This window comes from Leptothrix mechoopdaensis (SeqCode), from assembly GCF_053893855.1.
Genome location: NZ_CM132699.1, coordinates 4342545 through 4368022, shown reverse-complemented (window position 1 = coordinate 4368022; position 25478 = coordinate 4342545). Strand labels below are relative to the sequence as shown.

The following is a 25478-nucleotide window of genomic DNA, read 5'->3' as shown; positions in this document are numbered from 1 at the left end:
CCGGTCCCGGGCAGGCCCGTCGAGGTTCAGTCCGGGGCGCGGCGGTGCTGGGCCACGGCGCGCAGCAGCTGGTCCTTCGTGAAGGGCTTGGTCAGGTAGTCCTGCGAGCCCACCATGCGCCCGCGGGCCTTGTCGAACAGGCCATCCTTCGAGGACAGCATGATCACCGGCACGCCGGCGAACTCGGGGTTGCGCTTGATGATGGCGCAGGTCTGGTAGCCGTCCAGCCGAGGCATCAGGATGTCGCAGAAGATCAGGTCGGGGCGGTGATCGCTGACCTTGGCCAGGGCGTCGAAACCATCCTCGGCCAGCACGACCTCGCAGCCGCCCTGCTTCAGGAAGATCTCGGCGCTGCGCCGGATCGTGTTGCTGTCGTCGATGACGAGCACCCGGGTGACGAGCGGATCACGGGCGAGGCCCGTGCCATCGGAGGTGAACTGCGCGACTGCTGAATCCAGGGCCATGAACGCCTCCCGATGCGTGATCTCAGATCTCGACCATCTCGAAGTCTTCCTTGCGTGCGCCGCACTCCGGACAGACCCAGTTCATCGGCACGTCTTCCCAGCGGGTACCGGGCGCGATGCCGTGGTCAGGGTCGCCTGCAGCCTCGTCGTAAATCCAGCCGCAGATCAGGCACATCCAGGTTCGAGTTGCGCTCACAGCGTGCGATCAGCTTGTCTACAATGAATCAGATTCTAGCGATGAGACTTGTCCAAAAAACGAGGTTTTGTCGGCACCTAGACAACATTTCTCAGGAAGTGCTGGAGCTTTTTCCAGCGCACGTCGGCGCAGCCCGGGTCATGCTGAACAGCCCAGCCCGGCCCTCGGGTCCGCGGCCCGATTCCGAGCCCAACCTCCCGCGCAGGACGCCATGAACCCTCCCGACACCGAAGCCCCCATCGACCCGAATGACGATCAGGTCTCGGGGCCGGTCTGCGTCATGTGCTTCAACGCCAGCGACGCCAGCGGCGCCGGCGGTGTCTCCGGCGACATCACCACCGTCGCGGCCATGGGCGGCCATGCGCTGCCGGTCATCACGACGATCGTGATGCGCGACACCGCAGAGGTCTTCGACCACACCCCGATCGACCCCGACACCGTCGTCGAGCAGGCCCGCAGCGTGCTCGAGGACCTCACGATCGGCGGCTGGAAGGTCGGCTTCCTCGGCACCGCCGAGACCGTCGGCGCGGTGGCCGAAGTGCTGTCGGACTACCCCGACGTGCCGCTCGTGACCTACGTGCCCTCGCTGTCGTGGATCGACGACGAGGACGCCGCCCAGAGCTACCACGACGCGCTGCGCGAGCTGGTGCTGCCGCAGACCGAGGTGCTGGTCGGCAACCAGAAGACGCTGACCGATTTCCTGCTGCCCGAGTGGGATGCCGAACGCCCGCCGTCGGCCCGCGAACTGGCCGTCGCGGCCGGTGAACTCGGCGCCAGCCACGTGCTGGTGACCGGCGTGCAGCTGCCCAACAACTTCGTCGACAACGTGCTGGCCTCGCCGCAGGGCGCCATCACCGGCGAGAAGTTCGAGCGCTTCGAGACCAGCTTCGTCGGCGCCGGCGACACGCTGTCGTCCGCCCTGGCCACGCTGCTGGCGACCGGGCAGGAGCTGCATCTGGCGGTCTCCGAGGCCCTGGCCTTCCTCGACCAGGCGCTGGACGCCGGCTTCCGCCCCGGCATGGGCAGCGTCATCCCCGACCGCTTCTTCTGGGCCCTGCCGCCCGAGGACGAGGACGAGGAAGGTGCCGAGGCCAACGGCACCGACACCGGCGAGGACGGCGACGCCACCGTGCCGCCGTCGCGCAACATCCACTGAATCCCGAAGCGTTCCCGATGAGCACCGCCCCCAACGCATCCGCCGCAGCCCCTGTTGCCACCACCAACGCCGCCCTGTTCGAGCGTGCCCAGCGCACCATCCCCGGCGGCGTCAACTCGCCCGTGCGCGCCTTCCGCGCCGTCGGCGGCACGCCGCGCTTCATCGCCCGGGCGCAAGGCGCCTACATGTGGGATGCCGAGGGCCAGCGCTACATCGACTACATCGGCTCCTGGGGTCCGATGATCCTGGGCCACGGCCACCCGGCCGTGCTGGAGGCCGTGCAGCGCGCCGCCACCGAGGGCTTCAGCTTCGGTGCGCCGACCGAGCGCGAGGTCGAACTCGCCGAGGCCATCGTCGCGGCCGTGCCCAGCATCGAGCAGGTCCGCCTGGTCAGCTCGGGCACCGAGGCCGGCATGACCGCGATCCGGCTGGCGCGCGGCGCGACCGGGCGCAGCAAGATCATCAAGTTCGAGGGCTGCTACCACGGCCATGCCGACGCGCTGCTGGTCAAGGCCGGTTCGGGCCTGGCGACCTTCGGCCACCCGACCAGCGCGGGCGTGCCCGCCGAGGTCGTGCAGCACACGCTGGTCCTCGAATACAACAACACCGAGCAGATCGAGGCCGCCTTCGCCGCCCACGGCGACGAGATCGCCTGCGTGATGATCGAGCCGATCGCCGGCAACATGAACTTTGTGCGCGCGCAGGTGCCCTTCGTCCGGCGCATCCGCGAGCTGTGCGACCAGCACGGCGCGCTGTTCGTGTTCGACGAGGTGATGACCGGCTTCCGCGTCGCGCTGGGCAGCGCCCAGAGCCTGTACGCCCAGGCGATTCCCGGCTTCCAGCCCGACATCAGCGTGTTCGGCAAGGTCATCGGCGGCGGCATGCCGCTGGCGGCCTTCGGCGCGTCGCGCAAGATCATGAGCCTGCTCGCGCCGCTCGGCCCGGTCTACCAGGCCGGCACGCTCAGCGGCAACCCGATCGCCACCGCCTGCGGCCTGGCCACGCTGCACGAGATCAGCAAGCCCGGTTTCTACGAGGACCTGTCGCGCAAGACCCGCCGACTGGTCGACGGCCTGAGCGCCGGTGCCCGCGAAGCCGGCGTGCCGTTCGCCAGCGACTGCCAGGGCGGCATGTTCGGCTTCTTCTTCGGCCCCGAGCTGCCGCAGAACTACACCGCCGTCATGGCCACCGACAAGGACCGCTTCAACCGCGTCTTCCACGGGCTGCTCGACCGCGGCGTCTACCTGGCCCCGGCGCTCTACGAAGCCGGCTTCGTCAGCGCCGCCCACACGGACGCCGACATCGACGCCACCATCGCCGCCGCCCGCGAAGCGCTGCGCGCGTCCTGATCGCGATGACGATCCCCGACGTCCAGCAGCAGCCGCGCGCGCTGCAACGCACCGGCGCCTGCGAGTTCGGCGGCCTGCCCGCCGTCCACCTGCGCTCGCCCGATGGCGCCCAGGCCACCGTGCTGCTTCAGGGCGCGCATGTCGTGTCCTGGATCCCCGCCGGTGACGAGGAACAGCTCTACCTGTCGCCCGAGACCGTGCTGGACGGCCACACCGCCGTGCGCGGCGGCGTGCCGGTGGTGTTCCCGCAGTTCAGCGACAGCGGGCCGCTGGAGCGCCACGGCTTCGCGCGCACCCGCAGCTGGACGCTGGAGGAAGCCACCGTGCGCGGCGAGCACGCCTTTGCCGTGCTGACGCTGCAGGACGACGCCGAGACACGCGCGCTGTGGCCGCACGCCTTCACGCTGGAGCTGACCATCAGCGTCGACCGCCGCCGCATCGAGATGGAACTCGCGGTGATCAACCGCGGCGACACGCCGTTCGAGTTCCAGGCCGCCCTGCACACCTACCTCGCCTGCGCCGACGTGCGCCGCGCGCAGCTCGAAGGGCTGCTCGACCAGAACTACCACGACAAGGTGCTGGACCAGCCGCGCCAGCAGTGGATCGACGTCGTCACGATCGCCCAGGAGCTGGACCGCATCTACTGGGAATCGCCGCGCCAGCTTCTGCTGCGCGAGGTCGGCCGCAAGGTCGAGATCCGCCAGACCGCCTTCGAGGACACCGTCGTCTGGAACCCCGGCCCCGAGCGCAGCGCCGCGCTGCCCGACCTGCCCGATGACGGCTGGCTCGGCATGTTGTGCGTCGAGGCCGCCCAGATCGGCAACCCGGTCCGCCTGGCCCCCGGCGAGGAATGGGCCGGCATGCAGACGCTCGAAGTCCAGGCCTGAGGCGAACGGTCGACCGGGTGACCAGCCTCAATCGCCCAGACAGACCCCGATGTCGCGCGCGCAGCGCACCAGCGGGTGATCTGGCGGCACCGTGCGGTTGCGCCCGGCGACATCGGCCAGCGGCACCGTCACCAGCTCACCGTGCTGCAGCGCGACCATGCGGTGGAACTCGCCACGCAGGATCGCCTGGGCGGCCGCGTGGCCATAGCGCGTCGCCAGCACCCGGTCGAACGGCGTCGGGCTGCCGCCGCGCTGGACATGCCCCAGCACGGTGGTGCGCACATCGGACTTCACCCCCAGCGCCGCCAGCCGTGACTCCAGCTGCGCGCGCAGCACATGGCCCACGCCGCCCAGCCGCAGCGGGTCGGGGCTGTCGGCCACCGTCCTGTCCACCGTCAGCCCGGCGCCGCGCGCGCAAGCGCCTTCGGCGATGCAGATCACGGTGAATCGCTGCCGCCCGGCGCGCTCGGCGCAGAAGGCCGCGACGCGGTCCGGGTCGTAGGCGATCTCCGGCAGCAGGATCACGTCGGCCGCCCCGGCGATGCCGGCCTCCAGCGCGATCCAGCCGGCATAGCGCCCCATCGTCTCGACCACCATCACCCGTCCGTGACTCTGGCCGGTGGTCTGCACCCGCTCCAGCGCATCGGTGACGATGGCTACGGCGGTGTCGAAGCCGAAGCTGCGCTCGTTGCAGGCGATGTCGTTGTCGATCGTCTTGGGCACCCCGACGACCGGCAGACCCATCGCGCTGAGCCGCCCGGCGATGGTCATCGTGCCGTCCCCGCCGATGGCCACCAGCGCCTGCAGCCCCAGCGTCTCGCGCGCATAGGCCAGCACCTCGCCCGACACGTCGCGGCCCTGGAAGCTGAACGGACTGGCCGTGTTGCTGGTGCCCAGCAGCGTCCCGCCCAACCCCAGGATCCCGCTGACACCACGCCAGTCCAGCGGCCGCACGCGCCGTTCGATCAGCCCGAGAAAACCGTCCTCGATCCCGATGACCTCCGCCCCGCACTGGTGGATCAGCGACTTGGTGACGGCGCGGATGACCGCGTTCAGTCCGGGGCAGTCGCCGCCGCCGGTGAGGACGCCGATTCGGGTGGGGGGCGTGGAGCTGGGCATATGGAAGCGCTGTCACCCGGGGGAGCAGCGGCGTCTGGTGGATCCAGTCGGGTTTCTCGCACAGGGCGGGACGCTTGGCGAGAGGCTGGCGACGGCGACAGCTTCGCGCAACAATGCAACCATTCTGGTTCCCGAATGGTTGCATCGACATGCCGACGACCCTGACGCTGAAGAACATCCCCGACGCGGTCTATGCGCGCCTGAAATCTGCCGCCGAGATGAACCGGCGCAGCCTGAACAGCGAGGCGATCGTGTGCCTGGAAGCGGTCCTCCTGCCGACCCGGATTTCGACCGGCGATCGGCTCGCCCGGGCACGCGCGTTGCGCGCCTCGCTGCCCGATCAGGGTTTTCTGGCCGAAGACATCGACGCCGCCAAGCGCGAGGGCCGACCATGATCGTGGTCGACACGAACGTGCTGGCCTATCTCTACCTGCCCGGCGAGCACACGGCCGCAGCGGAGTCGCTGCTGCAGCGGGATCCGGACTGGTGCGCGCCCGTGCTCTGGCGCAGCGAGTTCCGCAACATCCTGGCGGGATACGTCCGCCGCGCCACCCTTTCGTTCGGACAGGCCTTGAGCCTGCAGGCCGAAGCCGAAAGCCTGATGGCGGGTTGCGAGCACGAGGTCGGTTCCAGGGCCGTCCTCGAACTCGTCCGGGACAGCGACTGTTCCGCCTACGACTGCGAGTTCATCGCGCTGGCCAAGTCTCTGGACACCCGGCTGTTCACCCTCGACAAGAAACTGCTGAGGGCGTTCCCGGACCGGGCGGTGGCGCTGAGCTGACGCGGTTCAGGCCCCGCCGGCCGCGCCCACCGATTTCAGGAGTCGACGGGTCGCGAAGGCCGCGCGCGTCGCGTCGTCCGGAAACGCATGGTCGATGGCACCGCAAGGGGTGTGAGCCAGGCTCAAGGTGCGCTCCATCAGGCTCATCTTCGGGTGGTGGGCGCCGTGGACCTGGAACATGAAGGCGAAGTCGTTCAAGGTTCCCAGCACCCGGCGGTTGGCCGTCTTGGCAAAACAGGTCGACCGCATCTCCGCCAGTTCCGCATCGATGTCGAGCCGCGACACGCCAACGGCCTCAAGAACGTCAGCCAGTGCCGCCGTCATGCGAGCGGGCAGGCTCGGGGCGTCCTTCGCCGCGACGACGACCGGCAGCAGCGTCCGCTCGGAGATGCAGATGACGTGCTGTTGCGACCCGGTGTAGACCAGGTTGGCATACCAGTCGCCCAGCACCGTGGTCGGCGGCTCGGGCTCGATCGCCGAGCCCTTCGGGAGTCGGTCCAGCAGTTTCTTGGTGCAGCGCAGGGCGAACATGGTGTGAGGAGAGCATTCCGAAAGGAATGTGAGCTTAGCTCACCGCACACCAGAAGCGACCGCGACAAGAGCGACCCCCAACAGTTTGACAACACGAACTCCCGACACTCCCAATACGAGCTTGGTTTATGAGATGAATCCGTCTAGCCATTACCTAAGGGCTACGAGGAGCGAAACCCCGCCGCGGAGTTATAAAACTAGAACTTCCGATCAGCATCTGTTTGGCACGCATATTGACCACGAGTTTCCCAATCCTTGACACTAAAGGTCTTCAATTGAACCACCAATTGATACTCAACTAAGATTACTTCAGCTGTCTTGCGATTAATTTCTATTGACAAAGAGGTCCGTTTATTGAGCTCAACCGTATTTTCATCCACAACATCAAAATGTCTCAATACATCACCGTACTCCATCATTTTATAAGGCCCCTCCGCAATAAAAGCTAGAGAGAAAAAATCGGTATCAGTACGACTCATTATAATTGAAGGAAAAAAATTGCTTACTCGCGCAGTCAAATCAACTACATTCAGTTCAATTTCGACAACATGTGCCCACTCTCGGGCGCCTCGCACCGCAATTGAAATTGGGTCACTAGATTTTACAAGGCCTTTGCACATGAGCTTGACGGTCCGTTCGTCCGACGTCAACCTGCGCACAACCAAAGGAGCATTACGAGAATGCAACTCAGAAATCCAACTTGCAGGCGCGGCGAAATTAATATTCTGAGACTCGCGGCGTTGATACGTCGTAACTCCGATTAAACGACCATTTGCATCAAGCAACGCCCCACCACTAGACCCTGGAGAAATAGCAGCAGTTGTCTGAATAAACAACCCTTCAGCAGTCTCCCGCAATGCAGAAATAATACCTTCGGAAAGAGAAAGCTCCAAGCCTCGCGGCGCCCCCAACGCAAATACTCTTTCACCAACCACAAGACTCGAAACAGACCGAATGGGCGGCGGAATCGCTTTTAAGTTGACCTCAACCCTAAGTGTACACAGGTCACGCTGCTGGTCAACCAAGGCCAAAGTCGCAGCTAGCCGCCTCCCGCCGGCAACCAAAACAATACTCTTGGCGCCCTCAACAACATGACAGTTGGTAACCACATTCCGAGAATCCAACTGCACCGCTGAACCTTGAACTGCGGTTGAGCCTTTATCCGCATGCACAACATAAATAGATTCTCGGCTCTTTTGAAAGACCGACGAAGCATCCTGCGCACCAGACACCATATGGCACAAGACAAGGGCGAGACCAGCAATATATTGATGCATAGCAGTTTTCCAAGAAGAATATAATCGACTAACATGCAACGATTTGGACGAAAGCCCAAACACAGAAACAGCCAGCAGCCAACGAACCCTGCAAATCAATCGAAACAGTATCTGGCTAAAGCTTTTCCTAATTCGTCACCAACCTCAGCCGGGCTCATCACCTGAGCCACCCGACCCCTATCGTGAGCGTCACCCAAGCAGAAGACGCGACGATGGCCATGAAACAGTCCAGTTCCAGTTTCAGAAGGGCGTATCGCCGTCCGACTTCCTGTCGCGCTATGGCAGTGAAGACCAGTGCGCGAAAACGCTCGTCTCGCACCGTTGGCCCGACGGCTTTCGCCGCCCAAGTTGCGGGGCGGACGAGCATTACCTGATCAGTCACAGCGCCCGCAAGATGTAACAGTGCCAAGGCTGTCGACGTCAGACCTCGTTGACCGCCGGCACCCTGATGGACAGCACCAAGTTGCCGCTGCCGACCTAGTTTCTGGCGATCTTTCTGCTCAGTCAGGCCAAGACCGGCCTTTTTGCCCTGGCCCTGATGCGCCAACTCGGCACGAGTTACCGCACCGCCTGGCTGATTCACCACAAGGTGATGCAGACCATGGCCCGCGTCGACGCCGAAGAGCCCCTCTACGAGCAGATTCAAATGGACGACGCCTATCTCGCTGGTGAGCGCCCTGGCGTAAGCGGTCGCGGCTCGCCCAACAAGGTGCCCGTCGTGGCGGCGGTATCGACCAACTCGACGGGTCACCCGATGCGCGTGATGGTGACGCCGGTGTCGGCCTTCTCCAGCGCCGCGACCACCGCCTGGGCTCGAATCAATCTGATACCGGGCAGCGATATGCGCAGCGACGGCCTGCCGTGTCTTGATGGCGTGGTCGACGCTGGCTGCGTGCATTCCTACGTCGTTGTCGGCAAGCGCAAGCCGCGCGAGTTGCCGCAGTTCACCTGGGTCAACACCGTGCTGGGCAATCTCAAGACGCTCATCAACGGCGCCTACAAGGCATTCAAGTTCCGCAAGTGCGCCCACGCCTATCTGGGCGCCTTCTCCTGCCGATTCAACCGACGCTTCGATCTGCGCCAGCTTCTGGACGGCCTCATCGGCCACGCCATCACCTCGTCGCCAGCACGCGAGCGGCAGATTCGACGGGAGGCTGAGGATCATGACTATTCAGGTGAGATGAAGCCGTCTAGCCTTCTCGACCTTATCGGAAGCCACGAATATCTTTTTCTCAACCTTTTTCCGGCATCACCGACGAATGATGGCTCGTGATCAGCCAGCTGGAGCCATCCCAGCGATAGGTATAGCTGTAGCGCCCGCTGACCTTTGCGCCCGTCTTGGCGAACGTGAAGGTATAGAGGCCCGCATCGACGGCCGAGTTGCAGCCGATGTCGATGGCGCGCATGTCAATCTGACCGGATGGGCGATTCTCCAGAAAGTGGTGGAAATAATCCTCCTTTTCTGCCGGGGTCAGCCTTGGCTTGTTCGAGACCGTCGGCAGGAGAATCGATTTCTGCGCATAGTTGGCAACGACCTGGTGAGCATCTCCTGTCTGGAGTGCCCGGTTCCAGCGATCGAACAGCGATGCGATTTCCTGTTCGGAAGTCGCCCGACATGTTTCAGTGCGTCCCACTGAAGAACGGGAAGGAGAAACATCGTTTGCTGCACAGCCAGCCAAGGCACCGACGCACAGGAAAAGAATCAATTGCTTCAACATCACGAATCCTTATATACAGGGTTTTGGCGAGAGCACGAGGTGCAGCGCCGCTGGTTCGATTTCACGACGGGCACCATCATTCAAATCGTGCTTGACCGGAAACGATATTTATCCTAGCCAACACACGTTCGGGCGGACATTGCATATATCTGTAGGCACGGAGGATGGCCCCGATCAAACCGGTCGATTCCTCGATTGGATCGCCCGTCAGCTGATCCGACGGTGCGGTCGACGCGCCGTCCTGTCTGCACCGGCCCCACCCCCGCAGCCACGGGAAAGCCCCCCCGCCCTCGTCCCGGACGCTTCTCACCCGACTTCTAGAATCGTCCGATGCACATCCACATCCTCGGCATCTGCGGCACCTTCATGGGAGGGCTGGCCGCTCTGGCACGCGAAGCGGGGCATCGCGTGACGGGTTGCGATGCGAACGTCTATCCGCCGATGAGCGACCAGCTGCGCGCGCTCGGCATTGAACTGATCGAAGGCTGGGACCCGTCCCAGATGGCGTTGGCGCCGGACCTGTACGTGGTCGGGAACGTCGTCAGCCGGGGCAATCCGCTGATGGAGGCCATCCTCGACGCCGGGGCGCGCTACACCAGCGGGCCGCAGTGGCTGTCGGACCATGTGCTGGCGGGGCGGCATGTGCTGGCGGTTGCCGGCACGCATGGCAAGACGACCACCACGTCGATGCTGGCGTGGATCCTGGAGGCGGCCGGGCTGCAGCCGGGCTTCCTGGTCGGTGGGGTGCCGCAGAACTTCGGGGTGTCGGCAAGGCTGGGGGCGGCGGGCGCACCCTTCGTCATCGAGGCGGACGAATACGACACCGCCTTCTTCGACAAGCGCAGCAAGTTCGTCCACTACCGGCCGCGCACCGCCGTGCTGAACAACCTGGAGCACGACCACGCCGACATCTTCCCGGACCTGGCGGCCATCGAGACGCAGTTCCATCACCTCGTGCGGACGGTGCCGCGGGCCGGGCGGCTGGTGGTGAACCAGCGCGAGGACAGCCTGCAGCGCGTGCTGGAACGCGGTTGCTGGTCGGAGGTGACGTGGTTCGGCGCCCGCAAGGAAAGCCCCGGTGCGCTGCGGGCGCGTGGCGAGCCGCATGCCTTCGACGTGCTGCGCGGCAGCCTGAAGGTGGCCCGCGTCGACTGGGCGCTGCTGGGCGAGCACAACCAGCTGAACGCGCTGGCGGCGATCGCGGCGGCCGAGTCGGTCGGCGTGACGCCCGAGGCGGCCGGCGCCGCGCTGGCGAAGTTCGAGAACGTGCGGCGGCGCCTGGAGCTGCGCGGCGAGGCCGGCGGCGTGCAGGTCTACGACGACTTCGCGCACCACCCGACCGCCATCCGCACCACCGTCAACGGGCTGCGTCGCAAGGTCGGGCTGGACCGCATCCTGGCGGTGTTCGAGCCACGTTCGAACACGATGAAGCTGGGCACCATGGCCGCGCTGCTGCCGTGGGCGCTGGAGGAAGCCGACCTGAGCTTCTGCCACAGCGCCGGGCTGGCCTGGGATGCGGCGGCCGCGCTGGCGCCGCTGGGCGAGCAGGTGCAGGTACATGACCAGCTCGACCGGCTGATCGCGGCGGTCGTCAAGGCCGCGCGGCCGGGCGACCACATCCTGTGCATGAGCAACGGCGGCTTCGGCGGCATCCACCAGAAGCTGCTGGACGCGCTGGCGGCCCGGCGCGGCTGACAACGTGCCGCCGTCGCACCTGCTCTACCTGCACGGCTTCCGCTCGTCGCCGCAGTCGATGAAGGCGCAGCGGATGGCGCGCTGGGCGGCCGGACGGGAACCCGAGCTGACGTTCTGGAGCCCGCAGCTGCCGCCGTCGCCGGCCGAGGCCGTCAGGCTGATCGAGGCCGGCATCGCCGACTGGCCGAAGGACCGCAGCGCGGTGATCGGCAGTTCGCTGGGCGGCTGGTACGCCACGGTGATCGCCGAACGCCACGGCTGGCCGGCGGTGCTGCTGAACCCCGCCGTCGAGCCGGCCCGTGACCTGGCCAGGTACATCGGCGAGCAGACCGCCTGGCACGACCCGCAGGACCGGTTCTTCTTCCGCGCCGAGTTCATCGACGAATTGCGCGCGCTGCAGCCGCCCGTGCCGCTGACCCGGCCGCAGCGGTATCACGCCGTCATCGCCACCGGCGACGAGGTGCTGGACTGGCGCGAGATGTCGGCCCGCTACCCCCGCGCCGACGGCTTCGGCGGCGTGCTGGTGCCGGGCAGCGACCACGCGCTGAGCGACTTCGAGGATCACCTGCCGGGCCTGCTGGGCTTCCTCGGCTTCGATCCGGCGACCTGAACAACCCGCCGCCTCATTCCCCTTCCGCCAAACCTCTACCCCGAACCACCATGCGTCTGCAGAACAAGGTCTCGATCATCACCGGCGCCGCCCAGGGCATCGGCCTGGCCACCGCGCTGAAGTTCGCCCGCGAGGGCGCGATCGTCGTCGTCGTCGACATGAAGCCCGAGGCGGTCGAGGCCGCCGTGGCGCAATGCCAGGCCGTTGGCGCGCAGGCCGTGGGCCATGCCGTCAACGTGACCGACCGCGCGTCGGTCGATGCGATGGTCGCCGCCGTGCGCGAGCGTTTCGGCCGGATCGACGTGCTGGTCAACAACGCCGGCATCACCCGCGACGCGCGGCTGCAGAAGATGACGATCGAGCAGTTCGACGCGGTCATCGACGTCAACCTGCGCGCGGTCTTCCACTGCTCGCAGGCGGTCGTCGACACCATGATCGAGCAGGGCTCGGGCGCGATCCTGCTGGCCAGCAGCGTGGTGGGCATCTACGGCAACTACGGCCAGACCAACTACGCGGCCAGCAAGTTCGGCGTCATCGGCTTTGCCAAGACCTGGAGCCGCGAACTGGGCCCGAAGGGCATCCGCGTCAACGCGGTCGCGCCGGGCTTCATCGAGACGCCGATCCTCGCGACGATCCCCGACAAGCTGATCACGCAGATGCGCGAGGAAGTGCCGCTGCGCCGGCTCGGCCAGCCCGAGGAGATCGCCAACGTCTATGCCTTCCTGGCCAGCGACGAGGCCAGCTACATCAACGGCGCGGTCATCGAGGTCGCGGGCGGCCTGACCGTCTGAACGACCGCCCCGGAGCGTGACGTTTCGGGGGTTCCGGGCCACCCGGCCCGGGCGGCCGGTCATGTCGCCCCTGCCACAATCCGCGCCCTATGCCCTCGACCTACGCCCTGTTCGATGAAGCCGGCAAGTTCCTCGCCGGTCGTGTCCTTTCCGAAGCCGAAAGCTCGCTGCAGGTCGAGCTCGACTCGGGCAAGCGGGTCAAGGTCAAGTCCGCCAACGTGATGCTGCGCTTCGACAAGCCGGCGCCCGCCGAGCTGGTCGCCGAGGGCCAGAAGCTGGCCGAGTCGATCGACCTGGACCTGGCCTGGGAGTTCGCGCCGGAAGAGGACTTCGGCTTCGCCGACTTCGCCCGCGACTACTTCGACGCCAGCGCCGGCACCGCCCAGCAGGCCGCCGCGCTGTTCCGCCTGCACGGCGCGCCGCACTACTTCCGCCGCGCCGGCAAGGGCCAGTTCCGCAAGGCGCCCGAGGAGATCGTCAAGGCCGCCCTGCTGGCGATCGAGCGCAAGGCGCAGCAGGCCGCGCAGATCGCGGCCTGGGTCGACGAGCTGGTGGCCGGCCAGTGCCCGCAGCCGGTGCGCGAGCAGCTCTACAAGATCCTGTTCAAGCCCGACAAGAACGCGCCGGAATACAAGGCCGTGGTCGACGCGGCCAAGCGTGCCCAGCGCGCGCCGCTGGACCTGCTGCTGGCGGCCGGCGCGATCGACAGCCCCTACCAGTTCCACTGGCGGCGTTTCCTGTTCGACCAGTTCCCGAAGGGCCCCGGCTTCCCGGCCAGCCTGCAGGCGCCGGCCATCACCGCAGAGCTGCCGCTGGCGCCGGTGCGGGCCTTCTCGATCGACGATTCGTCGACCACCGAGATCGACGACGCGCTGTCGTTCCAGGGCATCGGCACGGGCACCGTCGTGGTGGGCATCCACATCGCGGCGCCGGGCCTGGCGATCACGCCGGATTCGGCCGTCGACAAGGTCGCGCGCGACCGCAATTCCACCGTCTACATGCCGGGCTGGAAGATCACCATGCTGCCCGACGAGGTGGTGCAGGCCTACACGCTGCTGGAAGGCCGCGACTGCCCTGCCGTGTCGCTCTACGTGACCTTCGACGAGGCGACGCTGGCGGTGCAGGCCAGCGAGACGAAGCTCCAACGCGTGCCGATCGTCGCCAACCTGCGCCACGACAGGCTCGACGCGGTCGTGACCGAGGCGGCGCTGACCGGCGAGGCGCCGGCCGACTTCGACTTCGCCACCGAACTGACCTTCGCCCACCGCCTGGCGCGTCACCTGAAGGCGCAGCGCGAGGTGGTGCGCGGCAAGCCCGAGAACTTCAACCGGCCGGACTACAACTTCCGCCTGGTCGACGCCGCCGGCCAGTCGCCGAGCGAGCCGCCGACCGGCCTCGAGACGGTGCAGATCAGCGAACGCCGCCGCGGTGCGCCGCTCGACCTGATCGTGGCCGAGGCCATGATCCTGGCCAACAACACCTGGGGCGGCTGGCTGGCCGCGCTGGGCGTGCCGGGCATCTACCGCAGCCAGGCGAGCATGGCGCCGGGCATCAAGGTGCGCATGTCGACCCGCGCGGCGCCGCACGCCGGCATGGGCGTGGCGCACTACACCTGGGCGACCTCGCCGCTGCGGCGTTACGTCGACCTGGTCAACCAGTGGCAGATCATTGCCTGCGCCCGCCACGGCGCGACCGCCGCGCTGGCCGCGCCGTTCAAGCCCAAGGACACGACGCTGCTGGCGATCATCAGCGGCTTTGACGCCGCCTACACGGCCTACAACGGCTTCCAGAACGGCATGGAGCGCTACTGGACGCTGCGCTGGCTGCAGCAGACGGGCACCACCGAGATCACGGCCAGCGCGATGAAGGACGGCCTGGTGCGCGCCGACAACCTGCCGCTGGTGCTGCGTGCGGTCGGCGCCGAGAGCCTGCCGCGCGGCGCGCACGTGCGGGTCCGCCTGGGCGAGCCCGACCTGCTGACGCTGGACATCGGCGGCAGCGTGATCGCCCGGCTGGATGACGTGCCGGCCGACGACGCGGCAGTCGACGACGAGGCCGATGCCGAGGAAGGCGCGGCCGCCGCGCCGCTGGCGCTGGCGATCGACGTCGGGGATGCCGATGAAGCGGCCGATGTGGCGACCGATGTGCCGGCCGAATCACCCGCCGCGCCGCCGGCCGCCTGATCACGCCACGTCGACCATGCGCCTGGCCCTGCCCCGCCTCGACCCGCGTCGGCTCCTGAGCCGGCAGACCTGGCGCGACATGACGACGCTGCAGCGCGCGCTGCTGGTGTCGGTGCTGTTCCATCTGGTGCTGCTGACGGTGCGCTTCGCCGATCCGGAGGCGCTGCGCCGGGTGCTCGACGACACGCCGCTGGAGGTGGTGCTGATCAACGCCAGCAGCGCCACCGCGCCGCAGAACGCCCAGGTGATCGCCCAGCGCAACCTGACCGGCGGCGGCGATGCCGAGAAGGGCCGCGCGACCTCGCCGCTGCCGCCGATGCTGACCAACCAGGTTGGCGACGCGCTGGAAGAGACGCGCAAGCATCTGGAGCAGATGCAGATGCAGCAGATGCAGCTGCTCGCGCAGGTCAAGCGCGAGCTGGCCAGCCTGCCGACACCCGAGCAGCGCCAGGCCGGTTCGCCAAAACTGCGCCCGGCCGACGAGGACCGGCGCCGCCAGCTGCTGAACCTGCTGGCCGAGATCGAGAAGCGCATCCAGGTCGAGAACACCCGGCCGCGTCGGCGCTACGTCGGCCCGGCCGCCCGGGAGGGCGTGCATGCGCTGTATTACGACCAGCTGCGCCATCGCATCGAGGAGGTCGGCACGCGCAACTTCCCGGTCGTCAACGGCCGCAAGCTGTATGGCGAGCTGACCGTGCTGGTGGCCGTCGACTCGGCCGGGCGCGTCGCCGAGGCCGAGATCGTGCAGGGCTCGGGCAACGCCGCGCTGGACAAGCGGGCGCTCACCATCGTTCGCGGCGCCGGTCCCTACGGCGAGTTCAGCAGCGCGATGCGCACGCAGTTCGACCAGCTGGTGTTCGTCTCGCGCTTCCGTTTCACCCGCGACGAAGGTCTGCGCGCCAACGTCGAGGACGCCAGCGTCCAGCGTGCGGCCGACCCTGCCGCGCGCTGAGGGCCGCCGGAGAACCCGATGCGCACGCTGCGCACCCATGTCCTGCGCCTGGCCCTGCTGATCCTGCTGAGCGGGCTGGGCCTGCAGCTCTACTTCGCCGGCCGGATCGCGCTGATGCGCGTGGTCGCACCCGAGTCGACCGCCTTCCAGCGCAGCGAGATCTGGCGCCTGGCGGTCGAGAAGCACCGGGTCGACTGGAGCCAGCGCTGGGTCGACCAGGACCAGATCGCCGACCACCTCAAGCGCGCCGTGATCGCCAGCGAGGACGCCGGCTTCGCCGACCACAGCGGTGTCGAATGGGACGCGATCGAGAAGGCCTGGAGCCGCAACCAGAAGGCCGAGGCCCGCGCCGAGCAGCTCAACGAGGCGCGCCAGAAGCGCGAGCAGCAGCTGGCCCAGCGCGGCAAGGCGGCGCCCGCCGCCAGCGTGCCGGTGCAGCCCAAGATCGTCGGCGGATCGACCATCAGCCAGCAGCTGGCCAAGAACCTGTTCCTGTCGGGCGAGCGCACCGCCGCCCGCAAGGCCCAGGAGCTGGTCATCACGCTGATGCTGGAAGCCTTCCTGCCGAAGCGGCGGATCCTGGAGATCTACCTGAACAACGTCGAGTGGGGCGAAGGCCTGTTCGGCGCCCAGGCCGCTGCGCGCAACTACTTCCGGCAGGATGCGCGGGCGCTGGGGCCGATGCAGGCCGCCCGGCTGGCGGTGATGCTGCCGGCGCCCAAGCGCTTCGAGAAACGTCCCGACTCGGCCTACGTGGCCGGTCGCGCCAGCACCGTCGCGGCCCGCATGGGCGCGGTCGTGCTGCCCTGAAACCGCCTGGCCCCGAGGCCGGCGCTCCGGAACCCGACATGACCTCCGACCTGACGCTCGAGATCGCCGCCGTCGCCGCCCGGCTGGTGGTCGACGAGGGCATGGAGTACGGCCCGGCCAAGCGCCGCGCCGCCGACAGCCTGGGCCTGCGCACGGGTGGCCGTCGCGGCGGCGCCGAGCTGCCCGACAACGAGCTGCTCGAGGACGCGGTGCGCGAGCACCTGGCGATCTTCTGCGCCGACACCCAGCCGGCCGAACTCCAGGCGCTGCGCGAACTGGCCGCGCAGTGGATGGCGCGCTGGCCGCAGTTCCGGCCGCACCTGTGCGGGGCGGTCTGGCGCGGCACGGCGACACGCCAGTCGACCCTGCACATCGAGCTGTACTGCGAGGACAGCAAGGCCGCCGAGATCGCCTTGCTCGACGCGGGTGTGGATTTCGACGTGACTTCCGCCCCCGGGCCACGCGGCCAGCCGATCGACACGCTGCTGTGCGAGCTACCCTGCCGGGCCTTGCAGGCCCACGTGCTGGTCCGCCTGAGCGTGCTCGACCACGATGACCTGCGTGGCGCCCTCAAGCCCGATGCCCGGGGCCGCAGCCAGCGCGGCGACCTCGCGGCGCTGCGCCGCCTGATCGAGGCCGGCACCGATCCCGAACACGACCCTGCTGGAACCACCGCATGAACCGTCGCCAACTCACCCTCGGCGCCGTCGCCGCCGCCGCCCTCGCCGCCGGCATCGGCTGGTCGCTGCGCCGCTCGCCGCCCGCCGGATCGGCGTCGCCCCAGTCGGCCGTACCTGCGTCGTCACCGGTTGCCGCTGCGCCGTCGGCCGCTGCCTCGGCCGACGCGCCGGCCGCCACCGATCTCTGGAGCCAGGGCTTCGACCGCCCCGAAGGCGGCCGCATCGAGCTTTCCAGCCTGAAGGGCAAGCCGCTGGTCATCAACTTCTGGGCGACCTGGTGCCCGCCTTGCGTGCGCGAGATGCCGCTGCTGGACGCCTGGGCCAAGCAACACGCCGACCACGGCCTGACCGTGCTGGGCCTGGCCATCGACAGCCCGTCGCCGGTGCGCGAATACTTGCAGAAGACACCGGTCAGCTTCCCGATCGGCCTGACCGGATTCGCCGGCACCGAGCTGGCCCGCCAGCTGGGCAACGAGCAGGGCGGCCTGCCCTTCACCGTGGTCTTCAACGCCGCCGGCGAGCCCGTGATCCGCAAGCTGGGCGAGACCAAGGCGGCCGATCTGGCGGCCTGGGCTAAGACGCTGGGGCTCTGAAGCCGCTCCGGCGGCGCGCTTGCGGGAGGGCGAACCACGAGGCTGTCAAGCCGCTTTTTGGTCCGAAAAGCGCGTAAAGTCCGGGTTTCGCCTCGGAAACCCGCCGCTTCCGGCGTCGAACGTCGATGTGTCGACCCTCGCGGCAGGCCGGTCCACCGCCCCGGTGACCGAGCCTGGAACGGCGTCCGACGGCCCGGCCGGCATGACCGGCCACCTGCAGTTCCGCAGTCCCCTCGCCCCGCTCGGCATTCGGTCCCGGCGGGGAACCCACAACACTCTGGATGGTGCGCCCGCGCATGAGCAAGTCACGCAACGCGACAGCCCCAGCGGCGTCCGAACTTCCCAAGCAGAACAATCCTGGAGCGCCTCGCATGGACCTTCGCAAGCTCAAGACCCTGATCGACCTGGTGTCGGAATCCAACGTGTCCGAACTGGAGATCACCGAAGCCGAGGGCAAGGTGCGCATCGTCAAGGCACCGCCGACCGTGATCCAGGCCGCCGCCGCCCCGGTGGTCGTGGCCGCCGCTCCCGCTCAGGCGGCCGTGGCCACCCCGGCGCAGGTCGCCGCTGCCGTGCCGCTGGAAGCCGCCGCGCCGGCCGCCGTGTCGGGCCACATGGTCAAGTCGCCGATGGTCGGCACCTTCTACCGCGCGTCGAATCCGGGCGCGAAGCCGCTGGCCGATGTCGGCCAGCAGGTCAAGGAAGGCCAGGCGCTGTGCATCATTGAGGCCATGAAGATCATGAACGAGATCGACAGCGACAAGGCCGGCGTGATCACCAAGGTGCTCGTCGAGAACGGCCAGCCGGTGGAATACGGCCAACCGCTGTTCATCATCGAGTGATGCCGGCTTCCCGCACGACGGGATGAAGTACACGACACCCTGATCGCCGCACCCCGCACGCCGGGGTGCCGCCGAATCGCCGGACGGCGGCGCCAGCCGGTCCGTCCGGACATCGGGCAAGGCCCGCGAGGGCTCAGAGCCGAGGCACCATGTTCAAGAAAATTCTCATTGCCAACCGCGGGGAGATCGCCCTGCGCATCCAGCGCGCCTGCCGCGAGATGGGCATCCGCGCGGTGGTCGTCTATTCCGAGGCCGACCGCGACGCCAAGTACGTCAAGCTGGCCGACGAGGCCGTCTGCATCGGCCCCGCGCCGTCGGCACAGAGCTACCTCAGCATGCCCGCGATCATCGCGGCGGCCGAGGTGACCGACGCCGAGGCGATCCACCCCGGCTACGGCTTCCTGTCGGAGAACGCCAACTTCGCCGAGCGTGTCGAGAAGAGCGGTTTCGCCTTCATCGGCCCGACGCCCGAGTCGATCCGCCTGATGGGCGACAAGGTCTCGGCCAAGGCCGCGATGGTCGAGGCCGGCGTGCCGACCGTGCCCGGTGTGCCCGGCGCACTGCCCGAAGATCCCAAGGAGATCGTCCGCATCGCCCGCCAGATCGGCTACCCGGTCATCATCAAGGCGGCCGGCGGCGGCGGCGGGCGCGGCATGCGCGTGGTGCACACCGAGGCCGCGCTGATCAACGCGGTGCAGACCACCCGCGCCGAGGCCGGTGCGGCCTTCGGCAATCCGGCGGTCTACATGGAGAAGTTCCTCGAGAACCCGCGCCACATCGAGATCCAGGTGCTCGCCGACACGCACGGCAACGCGATCTGGCTCGGCGAGCGCGACTGCTCGATGCAGCGCCGTCACCAGAAGATCATCGAGGAAGCCCCGGCGCCGGGCATCCCGCGCAAGGTGATCGAGAAGGTCGGCGAACGCTGTGCCGCGGCCTGCAAGAAGATCGGCTATCGCGGCGCCGGCACCTTCGAGTTCCTGTTCGAGAACGGCGAGTTCTTCTTCATCGAGATGAACACGCGCGTGCAGGTCGAACATCCGGTGACCGAGCTGGTGACGGGCGTGGACATCGTCCAGCAGCAGATCCGCATCGCCGCCGGCGAGACGCTGGGCATCACGCAGAAGCAGGTGCCGCTGCGCGGCCACGCGATCGAGTGCCGCGTCAACGCCGAGGATCCCTACACCTTCATGCCTTCGCCGGGCCGCATCACGATGTGGCACCCGCCGGGCGGCCCGGGCGTGCGGGTCGATTCGCACGCGTACACCAACTACTTCGTGCCGCCGAACTACGACTCGATGATCGGCAAGATCATCGTGCACGGCGACACCCGCGACCAGGCGCTGGCGCGCATGCGCAGCGCGCTGAGCGAGACGCTGGTCGACGGCATCTCGACCAACATCCCGCTGCACCGCGAACTGATGGTCGACGCCGCCTTCGTCGAGGGCGGCACCAGCATCCACTACCTGGAAGGCTGGATGGAACGCCGGAAGCGTCGATGATCGAGCTGCTGCTGCTGTTGCCGGCCTCGCGCGTCGACGAGGTCTCCGACGTCCTGATGGAGCTCGACGCGCTGGCCGTCACCGTCGAGGACGCCGATGCCGACACGCCCGACGAGGCGCCGATCTTCGGCGAGCCCGGCATGCCGGCGACCTTGTCCGAGCAGATCCGCGGCTGGCAGCATTCGGTGCTGAAGGCGCTGTTCGAGGACGAGGAAGCGGCCACCGAGGCCTTGACGCTGCTGCTGGCGCAGGACGGCATGACGGGCGAGGACGGCGTGCACGTCCAGTCCCTGCAGACCGTCGCCGACCAGGATTGGGTCCGGCTGACGCAATCGCAGTTCGAGCCCGTGCCGATCACCGAGCAGTTCTGGATCGTGCCGTCCTGGCATGAGCCGCCGGCCCAGGCGCGGCAGGTCATGCGGCTGGATCCGGGTCTCGCGTTCGGCACCGGCACGCACCCGACCACCCGGATGTGCCTGCGCTGGATCGCCCGCCACGGCGACCAGGCGCCCGGCTGGGACCGCGTGCTGGACTACGGCTGCGGCTCCGGCATCCTGGCCATCGGCGCGGCGCTGCATGGCGCGCGTGGCATCGACGCGGTCGACATCGACCCGGCCGCCGTCGAGTCGACCCAGTCCAACGCGAGCGCCAACGGCGTGACGCTGAACCCCGGCCTGCCCGACCGCGCCAGCGGCGTCTATCCAGTCGTGCTGGCCAACATCCTGTCGGCGCCGCTGAAGCTGCTGGCCCCGCTGCTGTGCGGCCATGTCGCGCCCGGCGGGCAACTCGTGCTGGCGGGCATCCTGGCGCGTCAGACCGAAGAGCTTCAGGCCGCCTATGCGCCCTGGATCGCCCTCGAGGTCGGCGACCAGGAAGACGGCTGGGTGCTGCTGACCGGCCGTCGCGCCTGAGCCTGGCTCGTCGCTCACCACCTTTCCCATGACCCTCGCGACGTCCTGCCCCTCATGCGGCACCGTCTTCAAGGTCATCGAGGACCAGCTCAAGGTCTCCGAAGGCTGGGTCCGCTGCGGCCACTGCCACTCGGTCTTCAATGCGCTGGAAGGCCTGTTCGATCTGGGTGCGCGCCCGCGCAGCGGCCAATCGCGGCCGATGTCGACCGAGGGTCTGGCCAGCGGCGCCGGCGGCTTGCAGGAACAGCCGATGGCCGAGCGCCATGTGCCGGCAGCCGATGCCGCCGCCGGGGCGTCAAGCAGCGTCTCGGAGGTGCGCGGCCCGACGCGCTCGGCCGTGGCGACATCCGGCCTGGCCGAGCCTTCGGGATTCGGCCGGGACGATGTCGACGATCCGCTGCTCGCGGACCGCAGTGGCCCACCGCCCTCACCCGATCCCCAGGCCGACATTCCGACCGAGTTGGCGCCGCCGCCAGTCGACGTACCGCAACACGATCCGGCCCCCGAGGACTCGGTCCACGAGCGCCACGAGCTGGCAACGCAGCGGTATTCGAGCCAGCAGCTGGACTTCTCGGACGCCGACACCGTCTTCCTGGCACACGATCCTTCGGGCGCCTTCGACAGCGTCTTGCCCGATGAACGTGCCGGCGCCGATCGCCCGGCGGCGTCGCAGCAGGGCGGGCGCGCCGACGGTGAGCGTTTCGACGACGAGACCCCCGGTGCGCTCGGCTCGCTCGACCATGGATTCGATGCCGCCTCGCTGAACGGGCCGGCCGGACACGACCCCTGGTCCGCCCCCTTGAGCGAGGCCGACGGCCAGACGGCGCCCAGCTTCGTCCGCCACGCCGACCGTGCCGCCTGGTGGGGTCGTCCGGTCGTGCGCGCCGCGTTGTTCGCCGGTTGCCTGCTGGCCGGCGCCGGCCTGGCGCTGCAGGTCGGCCTGATGCGCCGCGACCTGCTGGCCGCGCAGTCGCCAGTCGCCGCGTCGGTGCTGGGCACGGCCTGCGAATGGCTGGGCTGCCAGCTGGAGCCGCCCCGCCTGCTCGATGCGCTGACGGTCGAGAACAGCGCGATGGTCAAGCTCTCCGGCGTCGAGGGCTACCGTCTGCAGGTGCTGCTGCACAACCGCGCCGACCATGTCGTGCGCGCGCCGGCGGTCGAACTCAGCCTGACCGATGCGGCCGGCGCGCTGGTGATTCGCCGGGTGCTGCTGCCGGCCGACTTCCGTCAGCCGGATGCACTCGCCGCCCAGGCCGAAGGCAACTGGCAACTCGAGTTCGCCAGCACGGATCGGCGAGTGGCGGGCTACACCGTCGCGATCTTTTATCCGTGAGTCAGCCGCGAGCCTGCTTGAGCATCGTCTGCGCGTCGCTGACCTCGAAGGCGCCCGGCGCCTCGATGTTGAGCGTCTTGACGACGCCGTCCTCGACCAGCATCGAATAACGCTGCGAGCGCAGGCCCATGCCGCGCGCGGTCAGGTCCAGCGTCAGGCCGGTGGCCTGGGTGAAGGTCGCGGAGCCATCGCCCATCATGCGGACCTTGCCGCCGGTACCCTGTTCGCGGCCCCAGGCGCCCATCACGAACGCGTCGTTGACCGACACGCACCAGATCTCGTCGACACCGGCGGCCTTCAGGTCGGCAGCGGCCTCGACATAGCCGGGCACATGTTTGGCCGAGCAGGTCGGGGTGTAGGCGCCGGGCAGCGCGAAGATCGCGACCTTCTTGCCGGCGGTCTCCTTGTGGACGTCGAAGCTGTTCGGGCCGAGCGAGCAGCCGTTGCCCTCGACCTCGATGTATTCCTGCAGCGTGCCCGCGGGCAGCTTGTCTCCAACCTTCAGCATGTGCGTCTCCAGCGTCGTTGAACCGAGTGGGATGAACCTGGCGCCAGACCGGCGCAGGCATGAAAAAACCGGTCTGCCAGTATCCCAGCAGTCCGGTTTCGGGGTGAACCGAAGCGGCTAAGCCACCCGGTCACCAGGGGTCGGTGCGACGGTGCAGACACGAGGCCTGCACCGGGGCAGTCATCAGACCGAGCGCGCCTTCTCGACCAGGCGGGTCACGACCCAGCTCTTGGTCTTCGACAGCGGACGGCTCTCGGTGATCTCGACCACGTCGCCCATCTTGAATTCGCCGTTCTCGTCGTGAGCGTGGTACTTGCGCGAGCGGGCCACGATCTTGCCGTAGAGCTCGTGCTTGGCACGACGCTCGACCAGCACGGTCACGGTCTTGGCGCGCTTGTCGCTGACGATCTTGCCCACGAAGGTGCGGACAGACTTGGCGCGGGTTTGGGCTTCGCTCATCACGCAGCTCCCTTCTTCTTCTCGGCGAGGATCGTGCGGGCGCGGGCGATGTCGCGACGCGTCTGCTTGAGCACGTTGGTGTTGCTCAATTGTTGCGTGGCCTTTTGCATGCGCAGACCGAAGTGGGCCTTCAGCAGATCGCTGATTTCCTTCTCCAGGGCTGCGACATCCTTGGCGCGGAGCTCAGAGGCTTTCATCTTTGTTCTCCTTGCGCTCAAGCGCCAAAGCCACGCGTCACGAAGGTCGTGCGCAGCGGCAGCTTCGCAGCGGCCAGCGTGAACGCCTCGCGAGCGAGTTCTTCGGGCACGCCGTTGATCTCGTACAGGACCTTGCCCGGCTGGATCTCGGCAACGTAGTACTCGGGGTTGCCCTTGCCGTTACCCATACGCACTTCGGCCGGCTTCTGCGAAATCGGCTTGTCCGGGAAGATCCGGATGAAGATGCGGCCGCCGCGCTTGATGTGGCGCGAGATGGCACGACGGGCGGCTTCGATCTGGCGCGCGGTGATGCGGCCACGCTCGGTGGCCTTCAGGCCGAACTCGCCGAACGACACGTTGGCGCCACGGGTGGCGATGCCGGTGTTGCGGCCCTTCTGTTCCTTGCGGAACTTGCGACGCGATGGTTGCAACATTCCTTACTCTCCTTTGGCTGCCGCCGGTGCAGCAGCGCGCACGACACGCTTGGCACCCGGCTTGGCATCACCGGCAGGGCCCGCCGACGGGGCGGCGGCAGGGCCGTCACCACGAGCGGGGCCACGCGGGCCACGACGATCACCCGGACGGTCGCTGCGCGGACCGCGGCGGCGACGGTCGTCTTCCGGACGATCCTCACCACGCAGTTGCGGCGCTTCGCCGTTGGCCAGGCGGTCACCCCGGTACACCCAGACCTTGACGCCGATGACGCCGTAGGTGGTCTTGGCTTCCGAGAAACCGTAGTCGATGTCGGCCTTCAGGGTGTGCAGCGGCACACGACCTTCGCGATACCACTCGGTGCGAGCGATTTCGATGCCGTTCAGGCGACCGGCCGACATGATCTTGATGCCCTGCGCGCCCAGGCGCATCGCGTTCTGCATCGCGCGCTTCATGGCGCGGCGGAACATGATGCGCTTCTCGAGCTGCTGGGTGATCGATTCGGCGATCAGCTGGGCATCGACTTCGGGCTTGCGCACTTCCTCGATGTTGACGGCCACCGGCACGCCCAGCATCTTGGCCAGTTCGACCTTCAGGTTCTCGATGTCCTCGCCCTTCTTGCCGATCACGACGCCCGGACGGGCCGAGTAGATCGTGATGCGGGCGTTCTTGGCCGGGCGCTCGATGGTGATGCGCGAGACAGCGGCGTTCTTGAGCTTCTTCTTCAGGAACTCACGAACTTCGATGTCTTCGGCCAGCATCGCGGCGAACTGGCGATTGCCAGCGTACCAACGAGACGACCAGTTGCGCGTCACCGGCAGGCGGAACCCGGTCGGATGGATTTTCTGTCCCATGGATTTCGTCCTGCCTTAGTTGCCGACGGTCACGTAGATGTGCGCGGTGGGCTTGCTGATGCGGTTGCCACGGCCCTTGGCGCGGGCAGCGAATCGCTTCAGCGTGGCGCCTTGCTCGACATAGATCGAGGTGACGCGCAGCTCATCGATGTCGGCACCATCGTTGTGCTCGGCATTCGCGATGGCGCTCTCGAGCGCCTTCTTGATGATGCCGGCGGCCTTCTTCTGGGTGAAGTTCAGGATGTTGAGCGCCTGATCGACCTTCTTGCCGCGGATCAGGTCCGCCACCAGGCGGCCCTTGTCGCAGGACAAGCGGACGCCTCGCACGACTGCTTTGGTTTCCATTGCTGCGACTCCTTAGCGCTTGGCCTTCTTGTCCGCCGGGTGACCCTTGAACGTACGGGTCAGCGCGAACTCGCCCAGCTTGTGGCCGACCATCTGGTCGGACACATACACGGGCACGTGCTGCTTGCCGTTGTGCACGGCAATGGTCAGGCCGATGAACTCGGGCAGGATGGTCGAACGACGCGACCAGGTCTTGACCGGCTTCTTGTCCTTCGTGGCCACAGCCTTCTCGACCTTCGCGAGCAGGTGGTGGTCGATGAAGGGACCCTTCTTGAGTGAACGAGACATGTGTTCGCCCCCCTC

Annotated in this window: 30 protein-coding genes and 1 pseudogene; 18 read left to right on the top strand and 13 right to left on the bottom strand. The window is 67.6% G+C overall.

The window, feature by feature from the left end:
* Positions 1–26 precede the first annotated feature (26 nt).
* Together ACWA7K_RS19040 and ACWA7K_RS19035 are read right to left on the bottom strand one after the other, a co-directional pair.
* Entirely contained in the window at positions 27–464 is a 438-nt protein-coding gene (locus ACWA7K_RS19040) for a response regulator (RefSeq protein ID WP_456163268.1), read from the bottom strand.
* A gap of 22 nt (positions 465–486) precedes the next feature.
* Positions 487–639, bottom strand: coding sequence for a rubredoxin (locus tag ACWA7K_RS19035; RefSeq protein ID WP_456168871.1), 153 nt, complete (start codon positions 637–639; stop codon positions 487–489).
* A gap of 232 nt (positions 640–871) precedes the next feature.
* Here ACWA7K_RS19035 and thiD point away from each other — a divergent pair, with 232 nt between their 5' ends.
* The 3 genes from thiD to ACWA7K_RS19020 are packed head-to-tail and all read left to right on the top strand — an operon-like array spanning position 872 to position 4052.
* Positions 872–1816 (top strand): bifunctional hydroxymethylpyrimidine kinase/phosphomethylpyrimidine kinase, encoded by a 945-nt coding sequence (gene thiD, locus ACWA7K_RS19030; RefSeq protein ID WP_456163266.1) that lies wholly within the window; start codon positions 872–874, stop codon positions 1814–1816.
* A 17-nt stretch (positions 1817–1833) separates the two neighbouring features.
* Positions 1834–3165: a glutamate-1-semialdehyde 2,1-aminomutase gene (gene hemL / locus ACWA7K_RS19025; protein ID WP_456163264.1), complete on the top strand. Its 1332-nt coding sequence runs from the start codon at positions 1834–1836 to the stop codon at positions 3163–3165.
* A 5-nt stretch (positions 3166–3170) separates the two neighbouring features.
* Positions 3171–4052 (top strand): D-hexose-6-phosphate mutarotase, encoded by an 882-nt coding sequence (locus ACWA7K_RS19020; protein WP_456163262.1) that lies wholly within the window; start codon positions 3171–3173, stop codon positions 4050–4052.
* A 27-nt stretch (positions 4053–4079) separates the two neighbouring features.
* On the opposite strand, the gene ACWA7K_RS19015 is transcribed toward ACWA7K_RS19020, so the two are convergent.
* The gene (locus ACWA7K_RS19015) at positions 4080–5171 is read right to left on the bottom strand and encodes a 6-phosphofructokinase (RefSeq protein WP_456163260.1); all 1092 of its coding nucleotides are present in this window, start codon (positions 5169–5171) and stop codon (positions 4080–4082) included.
* A 149-nt stretch (positions 5172–5320) separates the two neighbouring features.
* On the opposite strand from ACWA7K_RS19015, the gene ACWA7K_RS19010 reads away from it, so the two are divergent.
* Both ACWA7K_RS19010 and ACWA7K_RS19005 read left to right on the top strand, forming a co-directional pair.
* Positions 5321–5566: a FitA-like ribbon-helix-helix domain-containing protein gene (locus tag ACWA7K_RS19010; RefSeq protein ID WP_456163258.1), complete on the top strand. Its 246-nt coding sequence runs from the start codon at positions 5321–5323 to the stop codon at positions 5564–5566.
* Entirely contained in the window at positions 5563–5952 is a 390-nt protein-coding gene (locus tag ACWA7K_RS19005) for a type II toxin-antitoxin system VapC family toxin (protein ID WP_456163256.1), read from the top strand. The genes ACWA7K_RS19010 and ACWA7K_RS19005 overlap by 4 nt, the downstream gene beginning before the upstream one ends.
* 6 nt (positions 5953–5958) lie before the next feature.
* Here the strand turns inward: ACWA7K_RS19005 and ACWA7K_RS19000 are convergent, their stop codons facing one another.
* Together ACWA7K_RS19000 and ACWA7K_RS18995 are read right to left on the bottom strand one after the other, a co-directional pair.
* Entirely contained in the window at positions 5959–6483 is a 525-nt protein-coding gene (locus ACWA7K_RS19000; protein WP_456163254.1) for a DUF6933 domain-containing protein, read from the bottom strand.
* A gap of 197 nt (positions 6484–6680) precedes the next feature.
* The gene (locus tag ACWA7K_RS18995) at positions 6681–7760 is read right to left on the bottom strand and encodes a S1C family serine protease (protein ID WP_456163252.1); all 1080 of its coding nucleotides are present in this window, start codon (positions 7758–7760) and stop codon (positions 6681–6683) included.
* A gap of 268 nt (positions 7761–8028) precedes the next feature.
* Here ACWA7K_RS18995 and ACWA7K_RS18990 point away from each other — a divergent pair.
* Positions 8029–8919, top strand: a pseudogene (locus ACWA7K_RS18990) (IS1595 family transposase); the annotation flags it as partial.
* Positions 8920–8992: 73 nt separating this feature from the next.
* On the opposite strand, the gene ACWA7K_RS18985 reads toward ACWA7K_RS18990, so the two are convergent.
* The gene (locus ACWA7K_RS18985; protein ID WP_456163250.1) at positions 8993–9478 is read right to left on the bottom strand and encodes a nuclear transport factor 2 family protein; all 486 of its coding nucleotides are present in this window, start codon (positions 9476–9478) and stop codon (positions 8993–8995) included.
* A gap of 330 nt (positions 9479–9808) precedes the next feature.
* Between ACWA7K_RS18985 and mpl the strand changes: the two genes are divergently transcribed.
* The 12 genes from mpl (at position 9809) to ACWA7K_RS18925 (ending at position 22380) form a co-directional block, all read left to right on the top strand.
* A complete protein-coding gene (gene mpl / locus ACWA7K_RS18980) occupies positions 9809–11173 on the top strand; it encodes a UDP-N-acetylmuramate:L-alanyl-gamma-D-glutamyl-meso-diaminopimelate ligase (protein WP_456163248.1) in 1365 nt (454 codons plus the stop codon).
* 4 nt (positions 11174–11177) lie between these two features.
* Entirely contained in the window at positions 11178–11783 is a 606-nt protein-coding gene (locus tag ACWA7K_RS18975) for a YqiA/YcfP family alpha/beta fold hydrolase (protein WP_456163246.1), read from the top strand.
* A gap of 50 nt (positions 11784–11833) precedes the next feature.
* Positions 11834–12574, top strand: coding sequence for a beta-ketoacyl-ACP reductase (locus ACWA7K_RS18970; RefSeq protein WP_456163244.1), 741 nt, complete (start codon positions 11834–11836; stop codon positions 12572–12574).
* An 89-nt stretch (positions 12575–12663) separates the two neighbouring features.
* Positions 12664–14757, top strand: coding sequence for a ribonuclease catalytic domain-containing protein (locus ACWA7K_RS18965; protein ID WP_456163242.1), 2094 nt, complete (start codon positions 12664–12666; stop codon positions 14755–14757).
* Between the two features lie 16 nt (positions 14758–14773).
* Complete coding sequence (locus ACWA7K_RS18960) at positions 14774–15709, top strand: energy transducer TonB (protein WP_456163240.1); 936 nt, start codon at positions 14774–14776, stop codon at positions 15707–15709.
* Between the two features lie 18 nt (positions 15710–15727).
* Positions 15728–16519: a transglycosylase domain-containing protein gene (locus ACWA7K_RS18955; RefSeq protein WP_456163238.1), complete on the top strand. Its 792-nt coding sequence runs from the start codon at positions 15728–15730 to the stop codon at positions 16517–16519.
* Positions 16520–16557: 38 nt separating this feature from the next.
* Positions 16558–17199 (top strand): hypothetical protein, encoded by a 642-nt coding sequence (locus tag ACWA7K_RS18950; protein WP_456163236.1) that lies wholly within the window; start codon positions 16558–16560, stop codon positions 17197–17199.
* Positions 17196–17792, top strand: a complete 597-nt coding sequence (locus tag ACWA7K_RS18945; protein ID WP_456163234.1) for a TlpA disulfide reductase family protein — start codon at positions 17196–17198, stop codon at positions 17790–17792. The genes ACWA7K_RS18950 and ACWA7K_RS18945 overlap by 4 nt, the downstream gene beginning before the upstream one ends.
* A 371-nt stretch (positions 17793–18163) precedes the next feature.
* Positions 18164–18634 (top strand): acetyl-CoA carboxylase biotin carboxyl carrier protein, encoded by a 471-nt coding sequence (gene accB / locus ACWA7K_RS18940; RefSeq protein ID WP_456163232.1) that lies wholly within the window; start codon positions 18164–18166, stop codon positions 18632–18634.
* A 149-nt stretch (positions 18635–18783) separates the two neighbouring features.
* Positions 18784–20136 (top strand): acetyl-CoA carboxylase biotin carboxylase subunit, encoded by a 1353-nt coding sequence (gene accC / locus ACWA7K_RS18935; RefSeq protein WP_456163230.1) that lies wholly within the window; start codon positions 18784–18786, stop codon positions 20134–20136.
* Complete coding sequence (prmA, locus tag ACWA7K_RS18930) at positions 20133–21047, top strand: 50S ribosomal protein L11 methyltransferase (RefSeq protein WP_456163228.1); 915 nt, start codon at positions 20133–20135, stop codon at positions 21045–21047. Before accC ends, prmA begins: the two co-directional genes overlap by 4 nt.
* A 28-nt stretch (positions 21048–21075) precedes the next feature.
* Positions 21076–22380 carry a zinc-ribbon and DUF3426 domain-containing protein gene (locus tag ACWA7K_RS18925; protein ID WP_456163226.1) on the top strand — a complete coding sequence of 435 codons (1305 nt, stop codon included), beginning with the start codon at positions 21076–21078 and terminating at the stop codon, positions 22378–22380.
* 1 nt (position 22381) lies between these two features.
* On the opposite strand, the gene ACWA7K_RS18920 is transcribed toward ACWA7K_RS18925, so the two are convergent.
* From ACWA7K_RS18920 to rpsS, 7 genes are all read right to left on the bottom strand, one after another.
* Positions 22382–22888, bottom strand: a complete 507-nt coding sequence (locus ACWA7K_RS18920; RefSeq protein ID WP_456163224.1) for a redoxin family protein — start codon at positions 22886–22888, stop codon at positions 22382–22384.
* A 183-nt stretch (positions 22889–23071) separates the two neighbouring features.
* The gene (gene rpsQ / locus ACWA7K_RS18915; RefSeq protein WP_456163222.1) at positions 23072–23347 is read right to left on the bottom strand and encodes a 30S ribosomal protein S17; all 276 of its coding nucleotides are present in this window, start codon (positions 23345–23347) and stop codon (positions 23072–23074) included.
* A complete protein-coding gene (gene rpmC, locus ACWA7K_RS18910) occupies positions 23347–23544 on the bottom strand; it encodes a 50S ribosomal protein L29 (protein ID WP_130482018.1) in 198 nt (65 codons plus the stop codon). Before rpmC ends, rpsQ begins: the two co-directional genes overlap by 1 nt.
* Positions 23545–23561: 17 nt before the next feature.
* The gene (gene rplP / locus ACWA7K_RS18905) at positions 23562–23978 is read right to left on the bottom strand and encodes a 50S ribosomal protein L16 (protein WP_456163220.1); all 417 of its coding nucleotides are present in this window, start codon (positions 23976–23978) and stop codon (positions 23562–23564) included.
* A gap of 3 nt (positions 23979–23981) precedes the next feature.
* A complete protein-coding gene (gene rpsC, locus ACWA7K_RS18900) occupies positions 23982–24830 on the bottom strand; it encodes a 30S ribosomal protein S3 (protein ID WP_456163218.1) in 849 nt (282 codons plus the stop codon).
* Between the two features lie 15 nt (positions 24831–24845).
* Complete coding sequence (gene rplV, locus ACWA7K_RS18895; RefSeq protein ID WP_456163216.1) at positions 24846–25175, bottom strand: 50S ribosomal protein L22; 330 nt, start codon at positions 25173–25175, stop codon at positions 24846–24848.
* Positions 25176–25187: 12 nt separating this feature from the next.
* The gene (rpsS, locus tag ACWA7K_RS18890; protein ID WP_456163214.1) at positions 25188–25463 is read right to left on the bottom strand and encodes a 30S ribosomal protein S19; all 276 of its coding nucleotides are present in this window, start codon (positions 25461–25463) and stop codon (positions 25188–25190) included.
* Positions 25464–25478 lie beyond the last annotated feature (15 nt).

Bases quoted from the DNA above. Each gene is read 5' to 3' on its own strand.
- ACWA7K_RS19040 (WP_456163268.1), bottom strand. From the start codon at position 464: ATGGCCCTGGATTCAGCAGTCGCGCAGTTCACCTCCGATGGCACGGGC.
- ACWA7K_RS19035 (WP_456168871.1), bottom strand. From the start codon at position 639: ATGTGCCTGATCTGCGGCTGGATTTACGACGAGGCTGCAGGCGACCCT.
- thiD (WP_456163266.1), top strand. From the start codon at position 872: ATGAACCCTCCCGACACCGAAGCCCCCATCGACCCGAATGACGATCAG.
- hemL (WP_456163264.1), top strand. From the start codon at position 1,834: ATGAGCACCGCCCCCAACGCATCCGCCGCAGCCCCTGTTGCCACCACC.
- ACWA7K_RS19020 (WP_456163262.1), top strand. From the start codon at position 3,171: ATGACGATCCCCGACGTCCAGCAGCAGCCGCGCGCGCTGCAACGCACC.
- ACWA7K_RS19015 (WP_456163260.1), bottom strand. From the start codon at position 5,171: ATGCCCAGCTCCACGCCCCCCACCCGAATCGGCGTCCTCACCGGCGGC.
- ACWA7K_RS19010 (WP_456163258.1), top strand. From the start codon at position 5,321: ATGCCGACGACCCTGACGCTGAAGAACATCCCCGACGCGGTCTATGCG.
- ACWA7K_RS19005 (WP_456163256.1), top strand. From the start codon at position 5,563: ATGATCGTGGTCGACACGAACGTGCTGGCCTATCTCTACCTGCCCGGC.
- ACWA7K_RS19000 (WP_456163254.1), bottom strand. From the start codon at position 6,483: ATGTTCGCCCTGCGCTGCACCAAGAAACTGCTGGACCGACTCCCGAAG.
- ACWA7K_RS18995 (WP_456163252.1), bottom strand. From the start codon at position 7,760: ATGCATCAATATATTGCTGGTCTCGCCCTTGTCTTGTGCCATATGGTG.
- ACWA7K_RS18985 (WP_456163250.1), bottom strand. From the start codon at position 9,478: ATGTTGAAGCAATTGATTCTTTTCCTGTGCGTCGGTGCCTTGGCTGGC.
- mpl (WP_456163248.1), top strand. From the start codon at position 9,809: ATGCACATCCACATCCTCGGCATCTGCGGCACCTTCATGGGAGGGCTG.
- ACWA7K_RS18970 (WP_456163244.1), top strand. From the start codon at position 11,834: ATGCGTCTGCAGAACAAGGTCTCGATCATCACCGGCGCCGCCCAGGGC.
- ACWA7K_RS18965 (WP_456163242.1), top strand. From the start codon at position 12,664: ATGCCCTCGACCTACGCCCTGTTCGATGAAGCCGGCAAGTTCCTCGCC.
- ACWA7K_RS18960 (WP_456163240.1), top strand. From the start codon at position 14,774: ATGCGCCTGGCCCTGCCCCGCCTCGACCCGCGTCGGCTCCTGAGCCGG.
- ACWA7K_RS18955 (WP_456163238.1), top strand. From the start codon at position 15,728: ATGCGCACGCTGCGCACCCATGTCCTGCGCCTGGCCCTGCTGATCCTG.
- ACWA7K_RS18950 (WP_456163236.1), top strand. From the start codon at position 16,558: ATGACCTCCGACCTGACGCTCGAGATCGCCGCCGTCGCCGCCCGGCTG.
- ACWA7K_RS18945 (WP_456163234.1), top strand. From the start codon at position 17,196: ATGAACCGTCGCCAACTCACCCTCGGCGCCGTCGCCGCCGCCGCCCTC.
- accB (WP_456163232.1), top strand. From the start codon at position 18,164: ATGGACCTTCGCAAGCTCAAGACCCTGATCGACCTGGTGTCGGAATCC.
- accC (WP_456163230.1), top strand. From the start codon at position 18,784: ATGTTCAAGAAAATTCTCATTGCCAACCGCGGGGAGATCGCCCTGCGC.
- prmA (WP_456163228.1), top strand. From the start codon at position 20,133: ATGATCGAGCTGCTGCTGCTGTTGCCGGCCTCGCGCGTCGACGAGGTC.
- ACWA7K_RS18925 (WP_456163226.1), top strand. From the start codon at position 21,076: ATGACCCTCGCGACGTCCTGCCCCTCATGCGGCACCGTCTTCAAGGTC.
- ACWA7K_RS18920 (WP_456163224.1), bottom strand. From the start codon at position 22,888: ATGCTGAAGGTTGGAGACAAGCTGCCCGCGGGCACGCTGCAGGAATAC.
- rpsQ (WP_456163222.1), bottom strand. From the start codon at position 23,347: ATGAGCGAAGCCCAAACCCGCGCCAAGTCTGTCCGCACCTTCGTGGGC.
- rpmC (WP_130482018.1), bottom strand. From the start codon at position 23,544: ATGAAAGCCTCTGAGCTCCGCGCCAAGGATGTCGCAGCCCTGGAGAAG.
- rplP (WP_456163220.1), bottom strand. From the start codon at position 23,978: ATGTTGCAACCATCGCGTCGCAAGTTCCGCAAGGAACAGAAGGGCCGC.
- rpsC (WP_456163218.1), bottom strand. From the start codon at position 24,830: ATGGGACAGAAAATCCATCCGACCGGGTTCCGCCTGCCGGTGACGCGC.
- rplV (WP_456163216.1), bottom strand. From the start codon at position 25,175: ATGGAAACCAAAGCAGTCGTGCGAGGCGTCCGCTTGTCCTGCGACAAG.
- rpsS (WP_456163214.1), bottom strand. From the start codon at position 25,463: ATGTCTCGTTCACTCAAGAAGGGTCCCTTCATCGACCACCACCTGCTC.